Here is a 20,825-nt window from a genome sequence, read left to right as displayed (position 1 = left end):
AGGTGACGATGCGGCAGATTCCGAGCTGGAACCATCGTAAAGGCCGATCAGTTGGGGAGTTCGATGGTCACTTCTCGCCGCAGTTCAGCGGAGCGCAAGATGCCGTCGATAATCGCCTGATTCCGAAGAATTTCATCGCACGGAATTGGCGCAGGTTTTCCCTCTTGTACCGCTACCACGAAATCCCGAACCTTTTCATAAAACAAGTTGACCTGGTGGCTGCGAAGCGGAATTGGGCTCTCCGTGTGGTGTCCGAGCACGTCGTGAAAGAGCGAGATAGAATCGACTCCGCCATCCCAAACGCCACTCCACGGGCCCTGCCCGGCGGGCGTCACCCTCAGTCCGGCATCCGTCCCTAAGAAGAGGGTGGGTCCAAGTGTATCCATGTGCATGGCCCACGAGATCTTGAAATTCAGGACCAGATCTCCCTCAAACCGGACCATCGCGACTCCGAAATCCTCGACGTCGAAGTGGGACGCATCCGGGTGATACGTCGGGTTGGTGCCGAAGTGGTTGGACGTGTATGCCGATACGGTCAGCGGCCTTGGATAGCCTAGGGCGTGAAGCGCGAGGTCAATCGAGTAACAGCCGATATCCGCCATGGCGCCCGCCCCGGCCAACTCCTTGCGGATAAACGTGCCGCCCGGCATGCCGCGCCGTCGCCCGCCGCCTGTCTGAATGTAATAGATCTTCCCTAGTTGTCCGGATTGAATGATCTGCTGCAAGGTCTTCATGTTCGGGTCATATCGAGGTTGAAAGCCAATGGTCAGCATGTTCCCGGTTTCTTTGGAGACCGACACCATGTCGATTGCCTCGTCCAGCGTGACCGACATCGGTTTTTCGAGCAGCACCTGTTTGTCTGCACGCAGGGCGTCGACTGCCGTGCGATGGTGCGAGGCGTTTGGCGTACAGATGCTGACCCCGTCGAGCGGTTGCTCGAGCAACTGGCGGTGATCTTCAAACGGGGTGGCGGTTTCTAATCCGAGCCGATGGATAAATTCTGCTGCCTTTCCAGGGACGATATCCGCCACGGCAACGATCTCGACGTCATCCATCGCCTTGTAGGCACGAGCGTGGGCCTGTGCGATGCCGCCACTGCCAATAATGCCGACTTTCAGAACTTTACTCATTCATCTTCCTCCTAGTGTGCACACGGATCTACTGCGAAGGCCGGTGATTGAACTGTAGAGCTTGTTCCTTGAACTGTGTCGGCGTCACACCATACCGCCTTTTAAACACGTAGTGCAGGTAGCTGGCACTCGAAAAGCCGCTCTCAGCGGCGATTTCCTCCACGCTCCCCACATCCCTGACGAGTGCTTCACAGACGTTGTTTAGGCGCACGTCCTCCACGTATTCGCGAAATTTTTGCCCGCCGTGTTGCGCGAAGATCCGCTGTAATTGGCGGGGACTGATATGCAATCTCTCGGCTACGTCTTCGAGCGTGATCGGGTGCGTATAGTTGTCCTGGACAAACCGCGTCGCCAACTGATAGCGATACGTATTCATATCGCGGTGAGGGAGATCAAACGGCCCTCTGTCCCGCGTGTGATTCTGTACGGAGCACAACAGGATTTGCACGATGGCGTGTTTCATGATGGAATACGCTCCGTATTGGTTCTCGTGCCAAGCGCGATACGCGACGCTGAACCACTGCATGGCGTTGTATTGATCGACAACCGGGATCGACGGCAATTCGTTCAGGGCCTGCACACACGCTTGTGCCTCCTGCGCCTCCAAATCCGCTCCCCACGCAGCGTTCTCCGCATTCTCTGCGCCATCGCGAATCTTCTGGATATCGATGTGCAGACAGAGCTCATCCATCGACTCGTGACCGTCCGCCTCTTGATAGTGAAGCACATCCGGGCCGGTCAAGTAGAAGTGGCCTGAGTGCAGCGGATACGTCACGTCGTTTAAGACGACGAGGCCTTTACCACGCGGGATGAAATGAAACTCGTACTCAGAGTGCTTGTGCAACGGCACGGTTTTTCCGGGCGGAAACGTCGCGAGGTGGCAGTGGAGCACCCGGAATCCGTAACCTCCCCAACAAAAGGTCAGGTCAAGCCTGTCTAGGGCAAAGCGATTCTCTTCTAAAATTTTGAATGCAAAGGGAACCGAGTTTCCTCGCTGGCTATTCCGCGTGCTCGACGACTCCTGGCGCTGCACCGTTGACGCCTACCTTTCCGCCTTAGATCGGCAGTTCGTCCAGCTGTACTGGATGGTTGTTCTGCACAGACAGATTGGATGCCTCGATCAAGCGCGTCAAGTCGAGTGCCATCGCGATGTTCTCGTCGGCTGTGGTGTTCTCCTGAATATGGCTTACCCATTGTTCGAACGCGGACCGGCGATTCGGGGACAGCGGGTATTCCTCCCATTCCTTCGATCCGCTCGCAGGCGTCCGCACCATCAGCTTCGGTTCGGGGAGCCCGTACAAGGCGGATCCGTTCGTTCCGTGCAACTCGATGCTAAACGGCGAGGAACCGGTCACAAAGCCGGATTCGACAATCCCGATCGCGCCATTGTCGTAGCGCAGAATGGCCACGGCGTTGTCCTCGACCTCCTTGCCCGTGACGTACCCGTAATGCGCACTGACGCTGTCTGGGAGGCCCAGGAACAGGCGTGTTAAGTACATGGGGTGACAGCCGAGATCGGTTAAAGCACCGCCGCCGCATTCCTGAAGGTCGTAGAAGTGGTCGGGCAGCCACGCGGCTGTAGCGCCGTTATGGGCAAGGCGCACGCGCACTTGCGTCAACTCTCCGAGCACACCTTGTGCGATGATATCTTGGATAGCCAACGTATAATTGTCATTCAATCGCGGCAGCGACACCGTCAATTTCACACCCGCCTGCTCGACGTGCGACAGGATACTGGTTGCCTCTTTTGTCGTCAGCGCGAGGACCTTCTCCGTAAAGATATGCTTTTTGGCGCGTGCCGCCTGGATCATGACCTCCGGGTGGATATTGGTTGGCGTATCGACGATGACTGCATCGATGTCATCGCGCGCGAGCAGTTCCTCGAGGGAAGCATAGAACGGAACGGACAGACGCTCTGCCTCCTGTTTACCGCGTTCTGGAATCTCATCCCACACGGCGACGATTTCCGTGTCAGGGTGTTCGGTTGCCTGTCTCGCGTAGTCTTTCGCGTGAACGTGCCAGAAACTGAGCATAGCGACTCTGATCATGGACGAACCTCCCATGTGACTATAAATTCACGACATGATTTAACTGTAGCATGATCCTCACTTCATCATGAATGTGATTTAGTGACGAGCGTAGTGCAAATATGCGACATGATTGTTGCCCTCGTCATTGCGCACGCGAGGCTCATCCAGTCACGAGACTGGCCCTGTCGACTCGCCAAGCTCGAGTTTTGTCGGCAGTACGACTTCCTCTGGGGGGATTTCATGCAATCCATTGGCCGCTTTTTTTATGGACGGACAGAAAGTGGACACAGGTGTCGAACCTTGTAGCAACTTCGCGAAGCCATAAAAGAAGAGAATAGAGAGGGGTTTTCAGTTGAATATGAAAAGGCAGAAGTTTGCGAAAGGTCTCATCGCAGGTGCGCTCATCTTTGGTGTCAGTGCGGCGGGCGGTACAGTCTGGGCTGCAACAGACGGCACAGTTACAGTGACATCAGTACCGACGAATACGACCAGTACCGCGGCGTCGGAGACGACCAACAATACAACGACCGGGACGACAAACAGTTCCACGAGTGCAAAAACCAGCCAGACAGACCTATCTAAACAACTGTCAAGCGACTATTCGAAATTTATCAAGACCATCTACCAACAAATCGAAGATGCTATAAAGACTAAGAATATCACCAAGGCACAACAACTGGCACAGTTCGCAAACGAACAGATCAGCAAGGCCAACTCGCTGGTTCAACAAGGCCAGACACAAGAGGCGGTTGACGCCCTGTCGACGGCCTTGGCTAGTGCAACCGCGGCTCAGTCGGGATCTGATTCAAGTTCGGCCAGCGCCATACTTGGAAACCTCCCACACAATGCGCTAGCGCTGGCTGCTGGTTTGCAACATGTACATAATCTGCAGGCACAGCAGTCACTCGAGAAAAACATCTCGAAGGAGTTTGCACACCTTGCAGAGCAACTGCAAAAGCTAGCCTCGATGCAACAGCAGCAGGCCGAGAAATCCACGCAAGCACAGGGCCAAACACAAGCATCGACCGGTAGTACCGCGGCTACGTCCTCGACGAGCGGTGCGGGGCAGGTGAGTGTCAAGGCGAGTGCGCCGTCCACGTCGTCGACGGCTAAAAAACCCTGTAGCGAGAGCAAGGTAAAGGCAGAGGCACAGGACAATGCCTGGAAGTCCGCAGAAAAGGTCAAAACTGTCGCCTTTCATGTCGCCCATCCGGTGGGAAAATTGCCAGCCCACAAGGGTGGAGACCACCAGCGCGGCCAAGCTGAACACGGGGACCATCACGTCACAAATGGTCATCAAAACGGCCATTTCGGCGGTTGATCAGCGCATGAACTAGAATATGTGAGGATGGGGATTGCCGAACAGTGAATTTGTGACATTCGGAGCCCCACTCTACTTCATAAATTTTCTGCACAAAGAGCCTCCAAATCCACTTTCACAGTGGATTTGGAGGCTCTTTCATGAATACTTTGGGACTCACTGACTTCGTGTCATCCAATCGGCAAACTCCATACCATTTTGGCGTAGAAAGGGAGCCGTGGCGATGCGGGAACTTCGCCTGCAGCTTTTAAGAAATGTGATAGGATGGGTGGAGTGTGAAGTTCTCGAGTAAGGGTGTGAATTCTATTCTGCGCCTTGTATGGGTCATCGTCTGGGCATGTGTGTTGGCGTATTTTACGTGCTCGGTCGATCCATTCCACTTCCATATCAGTTACTTTCATTTCACGGGTCGCCCACATTGGCGAGACCTGCTGCTGATCGACTTTCACTTCTTACAACCGCTGTACCTGATCTCGAAGATTGGACACTTTTGCGGATTTATGATTTTTGATCTGCTATTGTTCAACCTCATTCGTCGGTCTACTCCATCTGCTTGTATTGCCATCGCGCTTGGAATTGCGTCGGAGCTATTTCAATTGGGGTTCGGACGCGACGGTCGCCTGTACGACATGGTCATCGACGCGCTCGGCGTAGGGGTGTCTGTGTGGTTGCAGAAAAAATTATGGACGAATCACGGGAGATAAGGTCGACAAGGGAGCCATACCCTCGCACTGTTCTCCCGTCTGCTGCGAATGTGGCGCTGTGTCAATGAGCGAACGTTGCGATTCTACGCCGTCTCCCTGCGCTGTTGCATTACTTTGTACATCGCCAGGGCCATTTCCATGCCAAATAAGAAGATGATACTCGCGATGTAAATCCAGAATGAGAACAACATGATGTACGTCAAGGCACCATAGACCAGTTCGTAGTTGCCAAGGTGGTGTGTGTAGACGACAAACAGCTCGCGGCTGATGTAAATGCAGGCGGTGGACACCGCAGCTCCGATGAGCAGTGTCGTGTGTGGGAGCGGATTCGACGGCAAGAAGCGGTACGCGAAATAACACGTAGCGAACAACGTGACGGCAAACAGAATGCGTGAACTCGCGTGGGCGAGTGGTACCCACATGGTGGGTTGGAGATGTCCTAACGCAGAGACCAGTTCGGGAGAAATAGTCGTCACCAGCAGGGATCCAAAAATCAGGGCCATCAAGAGGCCAAGCATGCCAAATCCGACGACGTACTGTTTGATAAACGACCTCCGATGGCGCGTTTCACAGATGGTGTCCAAGGTCTGTTGCAGCGACGTGAACCCTCCGATGGAACCCCACAGCAAACTAGCGAAGCCAATCACTCCAATCACGGGTCGCAGGGTGGACAGGCGATGAATCGTCGTGGACACGACCCCCTCGCCGTTTGGCATCGATGGGATGTATGACTGGAGAAGCTGGTCGAAGAAATGTTCCACCTTCGTGCCACTGATGAACAGGGATGTTCCGTAGATCAGCAGTAACGCGACGGGAATCATCGACGTAAAGGCGAAGTAGGATATGACTGCCGCTAGATATCCGATATTGTGACGGATGATGGATTGAATCAGTGTCTTGAGAAATATCTTGGCCATATTTTCAGTATCTCCGTCTTGGTCTTTCCAATTCGGAGAGGGTCATCTCCCGAGCGCGATGTCGGTGATCACTTCCACAAACCCAAAAAAAGGTGAGCGAGAAATCGTTTACATGAGCACTGCGAGATGGTATAGTGTGACTTGTTTGTTTGTTCTCAGTACGAACAAACGAGTTTGGGGTGATGAAATGACAACCACTGCTTTTGTCCGCGATGTGAATCGCTCAAGTGTGTTGGAGTTCGTCCGAGTGCACGAACCTGTCTCTCGAGCACACATTGCCAGGGAGTTAGGACTTAGCCGGTCGGCGACTTCAGAAATTGTAGATCAACTCCTTAGTGAAGGGCTTGTCGAGGAAGGTGGCGTAGGGGGATCCACGCGTAGGGGTGGACGGCCTTCCGTGCAGCTGAGGTTTGTGCCTGATGCGAAATACGCCTTGGGCATTGATATCGGCGGAACAAAGACCATCCTATTGCTGTCGGATCTGACGGGTCGCGTCGTCGCGCGCAAAAAGGTCTCCACTCGTGCAAATCGTTCCGATGTCTTGGAGCACATTCGAGCCGAGGCAGATGAATTTATCGCGAATTCCGGCATTGACCGAGGCAAAATCGTCGGGGTGGGCATAGGAGCGCCAGGACTCACCGATTATGAGTCAGGCGTCGTCATCGCGGCTCCGGCTCTTCAGTGGACCGAGGTGAATGTAAAGCAAGCGCTGCAGGAATTGTCGCCAGGTCCCATCTTCGTCGACAACGACGTGAATATGGCGGCAGTTGGTGAGAAATGGAAAGGCGAGGGATCGCGCTGCCGGGACGTTGTGCTGATTACCATCGGGACCGGTATTGGCGCTGGCATTATCATCAACGGTTCCATACATCGCGGAGCGCACAACTATGCAGGCGAGATAGGCTATTTTGCAGTCGATCCGCTGACCGACGAGACATCGACGTCGGACGAGTTCGGCGCGCTCGACAAATTGGCTTCTGGAAGCGGCGTCGCAAGTCAGGCGAAAGCGTTGCTGCAGTCGTATCCGCATTCGATCCTGCACGGCGTGGAGGTCACTTCTGAGCGAGTGTTCGAAGCCGCGGCAAAATCCGACCCGTTAGCACTTGAGGTCGTCGATTCCATGGCGAAGTACACTGCCGCAGCGATTGTGAACATCGTCGCGCTCTTAAATCCAGGCGTCGTGATCGTCGGCGGTGGCGTGGCTCAATCAGGAGCGCTGTTCATGTCGCGGATCCGGTCACGCGTGAAGGAGTTAATTCCGATACCTGTCGATATCGTCCCAGCGAGTCTAGGTGAAGATGCCGGAGCACTTGGTGCGGCCGCAACGGTGCTGATCGAAACCAATAACCTGGCCTTGGACCGCTGAGGGCGGTCCGCGTAATAAAATCATCCGACCATTTATGTAAGCGGTTGTTTTAAGTTAGGGGGAGAAACAAATGGCTCAAACCAATCAGCACGGTTTTGTTCGTGGAATTGGGCTGCTGCAGGCGACTGCGACGAATATGTCGCAAATGATGGGGGCAGGTCCTTTCATTACAATCCCTGTGATCTTGTCTGCCATGGGCGGGCCACAGGCGATGTTCGGCTGGATTGTCGGCGCACTATTGGCGATGCTCGACGGGCTAGTGTGGAGTGAATTGGGGTCTGCGATGCCCGGAGAAGGCGGTACGTATGTCTATCTGCGAGAAGCCTTTCAGTACAGTACTGGGAAGCTCGTACCCTTCCTATTTATCTGGTCGACGCTCATTGCGACTCCGATGATCATGTCGACGGGCGTGATCGGTTTATCCGACTACCTTGTGTATTTCTGGCCGAGTATGACCGCATTGGATGCAAAGCTCGTGTCTGTGGGTATCACCATCCTCACGGTTGCCTTGCTTTATCGTCGCATTCATTCTATCGCGAAGATGACGACCGTGCTGTGGGGTGGAATGATTCTTACGGTGCTGCTCGTGATCATTGCAGGTATTTCGCACTTTAACCCACATGTGGCGTTCTCTTTTCCACACAACGCGTTTGCGCCGTCGAAATTCCTCCTTGGGCTTGGCGGAGGCATGTTAATTTCGATTTACGACTATATGGGGTATTACACCGTAAGTTATCTGGGGGACGAAGTGAAAAACCCAGGGAAAACCATCCCGCGTGCGGTGATTCTGTCGATTGTCTTTGTGGCGATTATCGACCTAGTTATGAATCTTGGAATTATCGGTACGGTACCGTGGCAGACGGCCATGAAGAGTCAAAATGTAGGAACGCTGTTGATGCAGATGGTCTGGGGGCGCCCTGGTGCGGTGATCATCACGATACTCATCATCTGGACATGCTTTGCGTCCTTCTACACCGGCTTGCTCGGTGCTTCGCGGCTCCCGTACAACGCAGCGGTCGATGGCTTGTTCTTTAAACCATTTGCCAAATTGCATCCGAAATTGAAGTTCCCGCACATTTCCTTGCTCGTGATGGGTGGCATCATGGCCATCTGCTGCTTCTTCAACCTGTCGGAGATCATCAACGCGTTGATGGCGATGTCGGTCGTCGTGCAGTTCATCGGTCAGATTGTCGCGCTGTCCATTCTAAGGAAACGGCAGCCGAACTTGAAACGGCCGTTTCGTCAGTGGCTGTATCCGTTGCCAAACATCTTGGCCTTCATCGGATGGGCGTACGTGTTCTACTCTTCCGGCTGGCACGCCATTCGCTTGGCCATCGTTTGGACCCTTATCGGATTCGTAGTATTTTTGTTCTGGGCGCGCCGCAAGCAGGAATGGCCGTTTGGACCCAAGGTCATTCGCGAGGCGTATTTGACGAAAGACAATTGAAGTTGGTTTTTAGGCGGGCTGTGCGCATGTCGTGCAGCCCGCCTTTTTCACGCACATTTACCTGCTAAACTCGGGATCTCCTGTGCACCGGAGCGATCCGTTTTAGCGTGCATCCCCTGTACGACAGTTGCTCGCCCAATTGACGTGTACAATGGAATCAGTAAACTAGTCGTCAGTGAACAAAATATCGTGAGAGGCGCTAGGGGTGCCGATAAGGCTGAGAAGCAGGTGAAGCTAACCCTTGCACCCGATCTGGGTAATACCAGCGTGGGGAAGTGCCGTCGACTTAGTGGACCTCGTCACGTTTTCATACAACGTTGGACGGGGTTTTTTGCGTTCAGCGGCAGTGTTCATACGGATTATCAGGGAGGTCTTATCATGTGGAAGTTGCGAGAAATCGTTGCAATGGTCATTCTCTCGGTGGTGTGCGGGGGGATCTACAGGATTTGGGACGTGGTTTCACCCCTCATCAGCATCGCTTGGGTTCCGGGGCAGGGCGTCATCAATGGACTCTGGTGGCTGGCCGCAGGGCTCATCCCCTACATCGTTCGGCGCCCAGGAGCGGCGCTTATCTCTGAGCTGGTCGCCGCGATCATTGAACTCGGCCTGGGCGGAAATTGGGGGCTAGGTGGGCTCTTGTCCGGTTTGATTCAGGGGATTGGAGCGGAAATCGCGTTTATGATCTTTGGCTGGCGCAAATATCACTGGTCAGTATTGATGCTCTCCGGTGCGTTGGCGGGCATTGCATTTAGCGTTCAATGGTATTTCCAGTACGGTGGACACACCTACACGGCCTCTATCGTCGTCCTGTACACCATCATCACGATGATTAGCGGAGCAGTGCTAGGCGGACTGCTGCCGAAGTGGATCGGCGATGCACTCAAGCGCACGGGCGTTTTACGCAACTTCGAAATAGCGAAACGTTCGGCGTGATCGACGCGATTGACCCCTTGCCATCGCAGTTGGCAACGGCTTCCGAGTCGGCCGTTTCCGTAGCGGTGGTGCGAGGAGGTGTCCCAGGCATGAAACATGGCCTATGGACACCTCTTTTTGTTTGAGTGCCTAGAGTCGCGCTTTAGCTCTGATACACTTCACCGCCTGACGAACGAAACTCCTTTGCCTTCTGTTCCATACCGGCGGCGATGGACGATTCGACGTCGAGGCCACGCGCTTTCGCGTACTCCCGAATGTCCTGGGTAATTTTCATACTGCAGAATTTCGGCCCGCACATGGAGCAAAAGTGTGCGGTTTTTGCGGGTTCCGCAGGTAAGGTCTCATCGTGGAAGGCAATCGCGCGCTGTGGGTCCAGCGACAGATTGAATTGATCTCGCCAGCGAAACTCGAAGCGCGCCTTGGAGAGGGCGTCGTCCCGTTGCTGCGCATTTGGGTGTCCCTTTGCTAGGTCGGCGGCGTGCGCGGCGATCTTATACGCGACGACACCTTCCTTCACGTCGTCCCTGTTCGGCAGTCCCAGGTGTTCCTTCGGCGTCACGTAACACAGCATTGCGGTGCCAAACCATCCAATCATCGCAGCGCCGATTGCCGACGTGATGTGGTCATAACCCGGTGCAATATCGGTGGTCAGTGGGCCGAGCGTGTAAAAGGGGGCCTCTTGGCAGACTTCCATCTGGCGATCGACGTTTTCTTTGATCTTGTGCATCGGCACGTGGCCTGGCCCCTCAATCATCACTTGAACGTCGTGCTGCCAGGCGACTTTCGTCAACTCGCCCAATGTTTCGAGTTCCGCGAACTGCGCTTCGTCGTTTGCGTCGGCAATCGAGCCCGGGCGCAACCCGTCGCCGAGTGAAAACGCCACGTCGTAGGCCTTCATGATCTCGCAGATCTCTTCAAAGTGCGTGTAGAGGAAGTTTTCCTCGTGATGCGCCAAGCACCACGCCGCCAATATGGAGCCTCCACGTGAGACGATGCCGGTCACTCGGCTCGCGGTGAGGGGAATGTAGCGAAGTCGTACGCCTGCGTGAATCGTAAAGTAATCGACACCTTGTTCAGCCTGTTCAATCAGTGTGTCGCGAAAGATTTCCCAGGTCAGTGCGGACGCCTCCCCGCCGACCTTCTCCAAGGCCTGATAGATGGGGACGGTGCCAATTGGGACCGGCGAGTTTCGGATGACCCACTCGCGGGTAGTGTGGATGTGTTTCCCCGTCGACAAGTCCATGACCGTGTCGGCGCCCCAGAGTGTCGCCCACCTCATCTTGTCGACTTCCGCTTCAATCGAGGAGGCGACAGCGGAGTTGCCGATGTTCGCGTTGATCTTCACGTGGAAATTGCGGCCGATGATCATCGGTTCACTCTCAGGGTGGTTGATGTTGCAGGGGATGATGGCGCGGCCCGCGGCCACTTCGTCGCGCACGAACTCGGGTTGCATCCCCTCGCGAATGGCGATGAATTCCATCTCCGGCGTGATGACACCTTGGCGCGCGTAGTGCATCTGCGTCACATTTCTGCCTGGTTTGGCTCGAAGCGGTTTGCGGTCGAGCCCTGGAAATACTTCCGCCGTCGCAGGAGCAAGGCCCTTCCATCCGTTATCCATCGGGCGAACTTCACGCCCCTCGTAGACCTCGACATCTCCTCGTTCGAGGATCCAGTTGCGACGAATCGGCGGCAAGCCGGTTTGCACGTCGGTGGCGGCCTTGGCGTCGGTATAGATCCCGCTCGTGTCGTAGACGCGAACTGGACGGTTTACCTGATTTTCAAATCGTCCACTCGTCGGGGACAGGGTGATTTCCCGCATGGGTACGCGGATGTCGGGACGGGAACCCTCGACGTATACCTTTTGACTATTCGGAAAAAATTCGATGTCGGACATGATTTGCCTCCTTCGGTTTGGGGAACCGGCTGCGGCGGGGGAAACGACCAAAAAAGACCGCCGGATGTGAACCGCGGCGGTCTCTGCACGACGAAATAAGCTTGTGTGCAACGAATCCCTACGCTGGCATTACCCAGATCAGGTTTACGGTCGACGACCACATTCGCCCTCTCAGCCCGGTTTGCCGAGCTCCCGTTTTGTAAGATTGTACTGTCCTATTTACCATATCATTCATCTCGATGTTGAACAACAGGCTCGTTTCAGAGTACGAAGGTAGCCCTCCGAACATCGACGATTCCAATTCTTTGCTCTGTGAACCTAGGACTTCGTGGTGGCAGGGGTGCTTCCTGCCGCGATGAGCCCCGCCTCCGGGCTGCTTGGCGATGCGACTTCCGTGCGCGGGATGCGACCGGAGAGATAGCAGAGGCGGCCTGCCTCTACGCCGAGCGCCATCGCGCGGGCCATCTGCACCGGTTGAGCCGCCTTCGCTATGGCGGTGTTGACGAGTACCGCGTCTGCACCAAGTTCCATGGCCAACGACGCGTCAGAGGGGGCGCCGATGCCTGCGTCGATCACGACCGGGACCCGCCCCTGAACGAGTTCGACAATTCGCCGCAGGCGCTCGGGATTCGGGAGTCCCTGGCCGGTCCCGATGGCGGATCCAAATGGCATGACCGTCGCGCAGCCGACGTCGAGCAGGCGCAAAGCGACGGTGTGGTCGTCTGTCGTGTACGGCAGGACCACAAATCCTTCCTTGACGAGTATCTCTGCTGCCTCCACCGTCGCGACAGGGTCGGGCAAAAGCGTCCCATCGTCGGGAATCACCTCGAGTTTCACCCAGTTGGACAACCCTGCTGCCCGCGCCAGTCGCGCGGTGCGGACGGCTTCTTCAGCGGTGTGGCAGCCGGCTGTATTGGGGAGCAGAAAATACTTGTCTAGGTCGATATAGGACAAAAGCGACTCCTCGCGCTCATCCAAATTGACTCGCCTGACGGCGACGGTGACGATTTGTGCACCGGAGGCTTCGATGGCGTCACGCATCTCTGTAAAAGTCTGATACTTGCCCGTGCCGACCATGAGTCGGGATCGGAAGGTTCGTCCCGCGATGGTGAGTGAATCCATAGTGATCGCTCCCTTTCAGTGCTGATGTGGCCGCGCTTTGCCGCCGCAATGGAAACTGGCCTGCAAATGCGACATCAGCCGCCGCCGACAAAGCGCACGATTTCCAGCGTGTCGCCCTCTTGGAGGGTGAGGGTCGCAAACTCCTTGCCGTCGAGGATGCGTCGATTGTGCTCGACGGCGATGCGTTCCTCGCCAAGCTGAAGCTCTTCTAACAGCTGATTGACCGAAAGCCCCGCAGGGGTCTCAAGTCGCTTTCCGTTCACCGTGATGTTCATCCCAAACTCACCTCATTTCGCCTGTGGACACGCGCCACGTGGAACGGCTGCCAACGCGTCGGCCATGGTTCGTGGCACACGGAGTGGGCCACCATTAAGCCCGTGATGGGAGAGAGGAGAATTCCATTGCGGAAGTGACCCACTGCGACGTGTAGCCCTGGAGCGCCGTCGACTTCGCCAATCCACGGCTGACCCTGTGGGGAACCTGGCCGCAGGCCCATCCAGCTTCGTTCGAACACGGCATCCTTGAGGCCTGGCGCCATGCGATGGACGCTCGACAACAACGTCATCAGCGCATCGATGGTGACGTCGCGGTTGAATCCAGCGTCCCTCTCCTCCGTGGCGCCCACGACAATGGTTCCGTCGCGTTTGGGAACGAGGTAGACGTCTTCGCTGAACAGCGTGCGGCGAATCCCTCGACCGCGCCGTGGGCGAATGGCTAACAGTTGTCCCTTGACCGGGCGAATGGTGCACGGTGTAGCAAACGGCCGCAACAGCGCTTGTGCCCAGGCGCCCGCCGTGACTACCACCGCTTGTGCCACGTAGTGGCCCGTGGGCGTCAGGACGGAATATCCGCCGCCTGGTTGCGGTTGGATGTCGGTCACCTGTGCACCTTCCACGACAGAGCAGAATCGGTGAGCGGCAATGCTGAGCGCCCGCATCAGGAGCAAGGCGTTGACGTTGCTGTCGTCGGGCAAGAGGAGCGCGCCCAAACATGGCGACACGACCGGTTCTTGTTCGGCGACGGTCCCCGCGTCCAACCACTCTGCGTTGGCACCCGCGTCGAGCTGCCAGCGCATCCGCGTCTGGAGCGTTCGCACCTCTTCCTCCGAGTAGGCGAGTTGAAAAATCCCGTTGTGCGTAAGCTGGGCGTCGACGCCGGTGGCCTCCAATAGTTCGTCGACAAAATCCTGGTATAACGAGCGGCTTTCTAAGCAGAGGTGATAGAATGCACCAGGTTCCGAAACCTCCAGTTGCGCCCCGAGCATGCCCGCCGCCGCACTGGATGCCTCCGAACCCAGCTGGCCGCGATCGAGCAACAAGACGCGCCGACCGGTTTGTGCGAGTCTCCACGCACTCGTCGCGCCAATCGCTCCACCGCCGACGACGATGACGTCAAACACTCCATCCATGTCCAATCAGCCCTCCTTGGCGTGACTTGCGGTGAGTGGGTCAGCTCGTTTGTATTCTGGCGCAGCGAGGCGAAAAGGCACCTTCGGTGAAACGTCAGACTTCTCCATCGCCGCTTTCAGGCACTTCACGGCGTCGAGTGGATCTTCTGCATTCAAGACGGAGCCGATCACGGCCACGCCGCTGCAGCCCGTCTCCAAGACGGCCCCCACGTTCGTTTTGTCGATCCCGCCGATGGCGATGACGGGAATGGACAGCGCCTCGGCTACGCGGCGCAGCGCGTAAAGCCCTCGCGGAGGAAGCCCTGGGTGGGATTCGCTTGCGAAGACGTGTCCGAAAGTCACGTAATCGGCGCCAGCCCGCTCTGCGCGGATGGCTTCGTCCAAGGCGTGGACCGAGCAACCAATTAGACCGTGCCACCCCGTCTGGCGCCGCAACTGAGCCACGGCTGGAATGGGGAGCGACTTGGCCGCCAAATGCACCCCGGCGACGTCTGTGGATAGTGCGATATCGACTCGATCGTTCACGAAAATGCGCGAGGAGAGGCGCTCTTCTGTGCAAATCTGTTGAAGTTCGCGAACCAAGCCGTAGGTCTCTGACGCGGGCGCTTTTTTTTCGCGAATCTGAATGACGTCCGCGCCGCCTTTGGCAGATTCCACGAGCGCTTCGAGCAGAGGCAAGCGGTGGCGGTTTCGATCACTAATCACATGCAATACGGCGTCCATAGTTCACCTCACCATAAAAAAAGCCGTACCTGAAGACCAGGTACGGCGGGTTTCCACTCTAAACCCAACTAACGACACCAATGTTGTCGACCGAATCATTTGTCAAATGCTTAATTCGGGATTAGGCTATCATGGTCGATAAGGTGTCGTCAAGCCAGTCGTGCAAGGGGGAAACCGCAGGGATGGAAAGCACAAGGTATTCCAGACAGGTCTTATTTCGACCGATCGGGAAGGATGGACAGTCGCGGCTTGCCAAGGCGCGTGTGGCGATTGTCGGCATGGGGGCGCTCGGGACCGTCCTGGCGACCCAACTCGTCCGCGCCGGCGTGGGGTTCGCTAGACTGATCGACAGGGACATCATCGAGCCTTCCAACCTTCAAAGGCAGTCGCTGTACGACGAGGCGGACGCAAAACAGGGACGGGCCAAGGCAGAGGCGGCGGCAGTGAAACTTCGGGAAGCAAACGGAGATGTCGACATCGAGATGGTGGTGGAGGACGTGAGCTGGCGCAACGCGGAGCGCCTTCTGTCCGACGTCGACGTCATCCTCGACGGGACGGACAACTTTCAGGTTCGGTATCTCATCAACGACGTCGCCGTCAAGCACGGGATTCCTTGGGCCTACGGCGGGGCCGTCAGCTCGTATGGCACCACGGCGTTTTTCCGCCCGGGGCAGACACCTTGTTTGGTGTGTCTCTTTGGCTCAAATGACCAGAGCGGCGGGCATGACACGTGTGATACAGTCGGCGTCATCGCCCCGGTGGTGTCCATCATCGCCTCCTTTCAAGTCGCGGAGACGCTCAAATACTTGACGGGCAATGAGGAGGCCTTGGCAAACGCGGTGACGTATCTCGACGTCTGGAAGAACGAGTTTCGCAGTGTCCAGTTCGGCCCTGTCAGCGAGGGCTGTCCGTGCTGTCAAGGGCGCCGATTTACGGCCCTCGAGACCCGGCTGGACGGGCTCACCGTATCGATGTGCGGTCGCCAGACGATTCAAGTTCGACCGCCGACAGCCCTGCTCGTACCGCTCGCGCAAATGGCGCGACGACTCGCTCAGTTTGGCGAGGTCCGGCACAATCCGCAATTGCTCCGGTGCGATTTTGGGGACGTGCAGATCACCTTGTTTGCGGATGGGCGGGCGCTCATCCACGGGGTGGACAACGAGGCCACCGCGCGGAGTCTCTACGCCAGATACATTGGTATGTGAACGGCGTGGGCTGTATCTACATGGTCCACGCAGCGGCATAAAGAGGGGCTAGACGGCATATCTATCGACGTGTACCATATGAATCACTTGGTAGTGCGGTCATCACTGCGCACAACTTCATACGCGGAAAAGGTGTCCACAAGATGTGGACTTAATAGGGAAATCGGTGTAAATCCGATGCGGTCCCGCCACTGTAATGGGGAAGCTCGACAACGGCCACTGGGTGTAAGGCCTGGGAAGGCTGTCGAGCGCGATGAACCAGAGCCAGGAGACCTGCCTTTTCTATAAACACCGTCACAACCTACGGTCGATAGGGAGGTGTTTGTGGGCGACTCGTGTCGTATACAAGCACTCTTTTTTATCAAAAGAGTGCTTTTTATATTGCAGTGGCCTTGCAAACACCCCTCCGAAGTGGAAGAGGAGGGCCAAAACGTGAAAGAAATCACCCTGTGTATTGGTCATGGAAGTCGAGACGACGATGGAAACTTGGAGTTCGTCCACTTTGTCGATAGAGTTCGCGAAGCAGCGCCGGACAGGCATTTTGAAGTCGCATTTCTGGAACTGACCACCCCCACCATCGCAGACGGCATCGACCGTTGCGTCCGCGCGGGCGCAACGCGCATCGTCGCCGTTCCAATCATTCTTCTGGCAGCCTCTCACATCAAGCTAGAAATCCCCGAAATGCTAGACCAGGCGCGGGAGAAGTACCCTGACGTCGAGATCGTCTACGGTCGCAATATTGGGTTGCACGAGCGGATGATAGATTTGTTGACAGACCGCTATGTGCAGCAAATTGAGCAGGAGAACTGGGCTGCTGCGCGTCCCGAAGAGACGGCTATCGTCCTGATGGGGCGAGGGAGCAGTGACCCGGATGCAAACGGCGATCTCTACAAGATCGCGCGGCAGGTGTGGGAGCGCACGGGCGTTAAAACGGTGGAGGTGTGTTTCACCGGGGTCACGTTTCCACGGCTCCCAGAAGGTGTACACCGCGCTATTGCTCTCGGCGCGAACCACATCGTCGTCCTTCCGTACTTTCTGTTCACGGGCGTCCTGATGAAGCGGATGCGGGACGTTCTCGCGGGCCTACAAACGGAATACCCACAAGTGAACATGGCGATGGCAGAGTACTTTGGGATGCATCCTTACCTCGTGGAAGTGGCCCTCAGCCGTCAGGAAGAGGCGGTGGCGGGCCAAGCGTTCATGAATTGCGACTTGTGCAAGTACAGAAAGGAAGGCGCGCACCACCATCACGACCATCACGACCATCACGACCATCAGCATCAGCATCAGCATCAGCATCAGCATCAGCATCAGCATCAGCATCAGGCCCCGGCGTGCGCGGGGCAGCACGGCTAACGGGGGGAACGAAGGATGGGACGCGTATTTTTGGTTGGTGCAGGGCCGGGCGATCCGCTTTTGCTCACCCTCAAAGCGAAAGCCGTCCTCGAGAAAGCGGACGTGGTGGTTTACGACCGTCTGGTGTCGCAGTCGATTCTCGAGTTTGCGGCAGATGCGGCGGAGATGATTTATGTCGGGAAATCGCCCAACCACCACACGTTACCACAACGTGAAATCGACGCGTTGCTGGTGAAAAAGGCCAGGGAGGGGCACACGGTCGTTCGCCTGAAGGGGGGAGACCCGTTCGTCTTCGGGCGGGGGGCGGAGGAGGCCGAGGCCCTTCGGGCCCATGGGGTACCTTATGAAGTCGTACCGGGCGTGAGCTCTGTCACTGCGGCACCTGCGTACGCCGGCATCCCCCTGACACACCGCTCGCTCGCCGCCGGGTTCCACGTCGTCACGGGCCACGAATGCCTGCAGTCGACAGGAACGCCGTGGGGTGCGTTGGCAGAATCGAGCCAGACGGTCGTCATCCTCATGGGGATGGCAAATTTGCGCGAGATAGCCGATCGCCTCGTCCACTTTGGGCGGCGGGGAGATACGCCTGTCGCCGTCGTGCGCTTGGGGACGACACCCGAACAGCAAACGGTGGTTGGGACACTGGAGAGCATCGCGGACATCGTGGCGCAGAGCGGCATCGAACCGCCAGCGGTGATCGTCGTGGGGGACGTGGTGCGCATGCACGATCAACTCGACTGGTTTGATCCGAAGGCGATGTCCCGCGATGAGCGCGTGGCCGCATCGGGTGCAACGAGTCTGTAACGGGTAGAAGGAGGGTGCATGAAGATTGGACGGAAGGATAATTGTCGTCGGATTCGGTCCAGGTGCGTTTGAGCATATCACCGAGCGCGCACGCACGGCCATACAGGAGAGCGACGTCATCATTGGCTACAACACGTACGTGGATCTGATTCGAGGTCTACTCACGACGCAGGACATCGTGCGGACCGGCATGACGGAGGAAGTCAGCCGGGCGCAAAAGGCGGTCGATCTCGCCGCCTCCGGCAAAACGGTCGCCGTCATCTCATCGGGGGACGCCGGTGTCTACGGCATGGCGGGCCTCGTCTACGAGGTGCTCATCGAGCGCGGTTGGCACCAAGGCGACAACCCTGCGGTCGAGGTCATCCCGGGGATTTCCGCTATCAATTCCTGTGCGGCGCTCTTGGGTGCACCGATTATGCACGACGCGTGTACCATCAGCCTTTCCGACCACCTGACGCCGTGGGAGGTCATCGAGCGGCGCATCGAGGCCGCGGCGGCGGCCGATTTCGTCATCGCGCTGTACAACCCCAAGAGTGGGCGACGCACGCGACAGATTGCCGAAACGCAGCGCATTGTCCTCAAGTATCGCCCGCCGGAGACGCCAGTAGGGCTCGTCAAAAGCGCCTATCGAGACAGGCAACACGTCGTCCGGACGAATTTAGGGGAGATGCTGACGCACGACATCGGCATGCTGACCACCGTGATCATCGGGAACGCTTCGACATTCTACTACGATGACCTCATGGTCACCCCGCGCGGCTATCAGCGGAAGTACACCTTGAATACGGCCGAGCAACGCCTGCGCCCTGGTGAGCGCCTGCGACCGGAGAACGAACCCTGGTCGCTCAACGCCGCGACGCAGTCAGAGCACAACTCGACGCAAAGTCCCGTCGGCCCGTCGACTTCGACGCCCGCAAAGGACCAATCTCCGCGCGCCTTTGCAGAGGCGGCACTTCGTCGGCTGTCAGGTACGGTTCAGGGCGCCATTCCACAGACGCCGCGCGCCGCTACTGTACCTGCGGCGATCTTCGAAGTCGCGGTCAGTCCCGGCGTCGCCAACAAGAAGTTCACGTCGGCACAACTGGTTTTGCTCGCACAACTAGCGGGAGAGGGCGGAGAGCTAGAGTACACGACGGCGCACCAACTCATCCTGAGGACGATGACCACAGAGGCGGAGGAAGTGGTCGCGACGCTTCGCGAACACCATCTCACCGTACTGCCGGTCGGCGACGTCATCAAGGTGAAGGCGTGCGACTTTTGCGATGGTGAGAAGTTCGAGGGTATCCCTTACGCACAGGACATCGCGAACCGGTTGGCTGGGCTCTCAGTGGAAAAGGAATTGCGAATCGGGTTTAACGGCTGTGCGATGGCGTGCTATGGCGCCGTGAACGAGGATATCGGACTGGTGTTTCGCAAAGGAAAGTTCGATTTGTTTCTCGGTGGGAAGACGACGGGGCGAAACGCCGCACCGGGGACTCGCGTTGCAGAGGGCATACCGGCCGAGGAAGTGCCTGACTTGATGGAGCGGATTATCGCGCGGTACCGCGAGGACGCGTTCCCCGGCGAGCGGTTTCACAAGTTTTTTCAACGGGTGGGCGAGATCGAGGGATTTGTCCACCAGGACCGCCCCGCGATCGTGATTGCCGACTCCGTGTGTGGATCTTGAGGAAACGGAGGGAAGGCGAATGATTTTCTTCATGGCAGGAACCAGTGACGCGAGGGCGTTGGCCCTCTCCATCCAGGCGAAGGGGTATCCCTTGTTGGCGAGTGTGGTCACCGACCACGCGGCAGAAATCCTCGAGCATGCCGGAATCCGTGCGCGCAGTGGGCGGCTGAATCTCGATTCGATGTGCCAACTGTTGGACGAGATCGGCGCGACGGCCCTCGTGGACGCAAGTCACCCGTTTGCGGAAGAGGCGCACCGCACCGCCATGGCGGCGGCAGATGCCCGAGGCATCCCCTACATTCGCTTCGAGCGCGCGACTCAAGAATTCGGCGACAGCGAACTCGTGACCTATGTTGACACGTACGAGCAGGCTGCCGATTACGCCCTCTCGCGCAAAGGCAGCATCATGCTGACGACGGGAAGCAAAACCCTGCAGATCTTTACGGAGCGTTTGCTCGGCCGCGACGACATTCGGCTCGTCGCGCGGATGTTACCACGCGTGGACAACATGGAGAAGTGTGCAAAACTCAGGCTGGAGCAGAGGAATATTATCGCCATGCAAGGGCCCTTTTCCCGCGAGTTGAACGAGGCGCTCTATCGCCACTACGAGACCACGCTGATGGTCACCAAGGAGAGCGGCGGACCCGGTGCCGTCGATGACAAGGTGGCGGCGGCTCTGGCGATGGGGATTGAAGTGGTGGTCATCGGCAGGCCGAAGTTGGCCTATGGGACGAGCTTTTCTACAGAGGTCGGCGTGTTGGCGGAACTCGAGCGAATCACACACCGTTCGTAGTCTCGC

The 20,825-nt window shown here is 57.2% G+C and carries 19 protein-coding genes and 3 riboswitches; of the genes, 10 read left to right on the top strand and 9 right to left on the bottom strand.

Annotated features, from left to right (window positions below; all coding sequences use genetic code 11):
• Positions 1 to 47 precede the first annotated feature (47 nt).
• Genes NZD89_RS26755 through NZD89_RS26745 form a run of 3 tightly spaced genes read right to left on the bottom strand, consistent with a single transcriptional unit; the run spans position 48 to position 3,178 of the window.
• Positions 48 to 1,130, bottom strand: coding sequence for a Gfo/Idh/MocA family protein (locus tag NZD89_RS26755; protein WP_268005673.1), 1,083 nt, complete (start codon positions 1,128 to 1,130; stop codon positions 48 to 50).
• Positions 1,131 to 1,158: 28 nt separating this feature from the next.
• Positions 1,159 to 2,163 carry an AraC family transcriptional regulator gene (locus tag NZD89_RS26750; RefSeq protein ID WP_268005672.1) on the bottom strand — a complete coding sequence of 335 codons (1,005 nt, stop codon included), beginning with the start codon at positions 2,161 to 2,163 and terminating at the stop codon, positions 1,159 to 1,161.
• A 22-nt stretch (positions 2,164 to 2,185) separates the two neighbouring features.
• Positions 2,186 to 3,178, bottom strand: a complete 993-nt coding sequence (locus NZD89_RS26745) for a Gfo/Idh/MocA family protein (RefSeq protein WP_268005671.1) — start codon at positions 3,176 to 3,178, stop codon at positions 2,186 to 2,188.
• A 334-nt stretch (positions 3,179 to 3,512) separates the two neighbouring features.
• Between NZD89_RS26745 and NZD89_RS26740 the strand changes: the two genes are divergently transcribed.
• Together NZD89_RS26740 and NZD89_RS26735 are read left to right on the top strand one after the other, a co-directional pair.
• On the top strand, positions 3,513 to 4,481 hold the full coding sequence (locus NZD89_RS26740) for a hypothetical protein (protein ID WP_268005670.1): 969 nt from the start codon (positions 3,513 to 3,515) through the stop codon (positions 4,479 to 4,481).
• A gap of 275 nt (positions 4,482 to 4,756) precedes the next feature.
• Complete coding sequence (locus NZD89_RS26735; protein ID WP_268005669.1) at positions 4,757 to 5,185, top strand: VanZ family protein; 429 nt, start codon at positions 4,757 to 4,759, stop codon at positions 5,183 to 5,185.
• Positions 5,186 to 5,268: 83 nt separating this feature from the next.
• Here the strand turns inward: NZD89_RS26735 and NZD89_RS26730 are convergent, their stop codons facing one another.
• On the bottom strand, positions 5,269 to 6,102 hold the full coding sequence (locus NZD89_RS26730) for a YihY/virulence factor BrkB family protein (RefSeq protein ID WP_268005668.1): 834 nt from the start codon (positions 6,100 to 6,102) through the stop codon (positions 5,269 to 5,271).
• Between the two features lie 187 nt (positions 6,103 to 6,289).
• Here NZD89_RS26730 and NZD89_RS26725 point away from each other — a divergent pair, with 187 nt between their 5' ends.
• The 3 genes from NZD89_RS26725 (at position 6,290) to NZD89_RS26715 (ending at position 9,848) form a co-directional block, all read left to right on the top strand.
• Positions 6,290 to 7,468, top strand: coding sequence for an ROK family transcriptional regulator (locus NZD89_RS26725; protein ID WP_268005667.1), 1,179 nt, complete (start codon positions 6,290 to 6,292; stop codon positions 7,466 to 7,468).
• A 70-nt stretch (positions 7,469 to 7,538) separates the two neighbouring features.
• Complete coding sequence (locus tag NZD89_RS26720) at positions 7,539 to 8,915, top strand: APC family permease (RefSeq protein ID WP_268005666.1); 1,377 nt, start codon at positions 7,539 to 7,541, stop codon at positions 8,913 to 8,915.
• Positions 8,916 to 9,106: 191 nt separating this feature from the next.
• Positions 9,107 to 9,206: riboswitch (TPP riboswitch) on the top strand.
• Positions 9,207 to 9,293: 87 nt separating this feature from the next.
• Positions 9,294 to 9,848 carry an ECF transporter S component gene (locus tag NZD89_RS26715; RefSeq protein ID WP_268005665.1) on the top strand — a complete coding sequence of 185 codons (555 nt, stop codon included), beginning with the start codon at positions 9,294 to 9,296 and terminating at the stop codon, positions 9,846 to 9,848.
• 142 nt (positions 9,849 to 9,990) lie between these two features.
• Here NZD89_RS26715 and thiC read toward each other — a convergent pair whose 3' ends face one another.
• The 5 genes from thiC to thiE form a co-directional block, all read right to left on the bottom strand.
• Positions 9,991 to 11,742 carry a phosphomethylpyrimidine synthase ThiC gene (thiC, locus tag NZD89_RS26710; RefSeq protein ID WP_268005664.1) on the bottom strand — a complete coding sequence of 584 codons (1,752 nt, stop codon included), beginning with the start codon at positions 11,740 to 11,742 and terminating at the stop codon, positions 9,991 to 9,993.
• Positions 11,743 to 11,840: 98 nt separating this feature from the next.
• A riboswitch (TPP riboswitch) is annotated at positions 11,841 to 11,948 on the bottom strand.
• Positions 11,949 to 12,060: 112 nt separating this feature from the next.
• Positions 12,061 to 12,864, bottom strand: a complete 804-nt coding sequence (locus NZD89_RS26705) for a thiazole synthase (RefSeq protein ID WP_268005663.1) — start codon at positions 12,862 to 12,864, stop codon at positions 12,061 to 12,063.
• A 74-nt stretch (positions 12,865 to 12,938) separates the two neighbouring features.
• The gene (thiS, locus tag NZD89_RS26700) at positions 12,939 to 13,139 is read right to left on the bottom strand and encodes a sulfur carrier protein ThiS (protein WP_268005662.1); all 201 of its coding nucleotides are present in this window, start codon (positions 13,137 to 13,139) and stop codon (positions 12,939 to 12,941) included.
• Complete coding sequence (thiO, locus tag NZD89_RS26695; protein WP_268005661.1) at positions 13,136 to 14,272, bottom strand: glycine oxidase ThiO; 1,137 nt, start codon at positions 14,270 to 14,272, stop codon at positions 13,136 to 13,138. Before thiO ends, thiS begins: the two co-directional genes overlap by 4 nt.
• Positions 14,273 to 14,278: 6 nt before the next feature.
• Positions 14,279 to 14,995 (bottom strand): thiamine phosphate synthase, encoded by a 717-nt coding sequence (thiE, locus tag NZD89_RS26690; RefSeq protein ID WP_268005660.1) that lies wholly within the window; start codon positions 14,993 to 14,995, stop codon positions 14,279 to 14,281.
• 182 nt (positions 14,996 to 15,177) lie between these two features.
• Between thiE and NZD89_RS26685 the strand changes: the two genes are divergently transcribed.
• The 5 genes from NZD89_RS26685 to cobK all read left to right on the top strand — a co-directional run bounded on the left by NZD89_RS26685 (position 15,178) and on the right by cobK (position 20,819).
• Positions 15,178 to 16,200 (top strand): ThiF family adenylyltransferase, encoded by a 1,023-nt coding sequence (locus tag NZD89_RS26685; protein WP_268005659.1) that lies wholly within the window; start codon positions 15,178 to 15,180, stop codon positions 16,198 to 16,200.
• A gap of 113 nt (positions 16,201 to 16,313) precedes the next feature.
• A riboswitch (cobalamin riboswitch) is annotated at positions 16,314 to 16,495 on the top strand.
• Positions 16,496 to 16,632: 137 nt separating this feature from the next.
• Positions 16,633 to 17,556, top strand: coding sequence for a sirohydrochlorin chelatase (locus NZD89_RS26680; RefSeq protein WP_268005658.1), 924 nt, complete (start codon positions 16,633 to 16,635; stop codon positions 17,554 to 17,556).
• 15 nt (positions 17,557 to 17,571) lie between these two features.
• Positions 17,572 to 18,360, top strand: coding sequence for a uroporphyrinogen-III C-methyltransferase (gene cobA, locus NZD89_RS26675; RefSeq protein ID WP_268005657.1), 789 nt, complete (start codon positions 17,572 to 17,574; stop codon positions 18,358 to 18,360).
• A 25-nt stretch (positions 18,361 to 18,385) separates the two neighbouring features.
• Positions 18,386 to 20,026: a precorrin-3B C(17)-methyltransferase gene (gene cobJ, locus NZD89_RS26670; RefSeq protein WP_268005656.1), complete on the top strand. Its 1,641-nt coding sequence runs from the start codon at positions 18,386 to 18,388 to the stop codon at positions 20,024 to 20,026.
• 19 nt (positions 20,027 to 20,045) lie between these two features.
• Positions 20,046 to 20,819, top strand: a complete 774-nt coding sequence (gene cobK, locus NZD89_RS26665; protein WP_268005655.1) for a precorrin-6A reductase — start codon at positions 20,046 to 20,048, stop codon at positions 20,817 to 20,819.
• Positions 20,820 to 20,825: the final 6 nt, after the last annotated feature.

Source organism: Alicyclobacillus fastidiosus, assembly GCF_026651875.1.
Taxonomy (GTDB): Bacteria; Bacillota; Bacilli; order Alicyclobacillales; family Alicyclobacillaceae; genus Alicyclobacillus; species Alicyclobacillus fastidiosus.
This window is presented reverse-complemented; position numbering and strand designations above follow the sequence as displayed.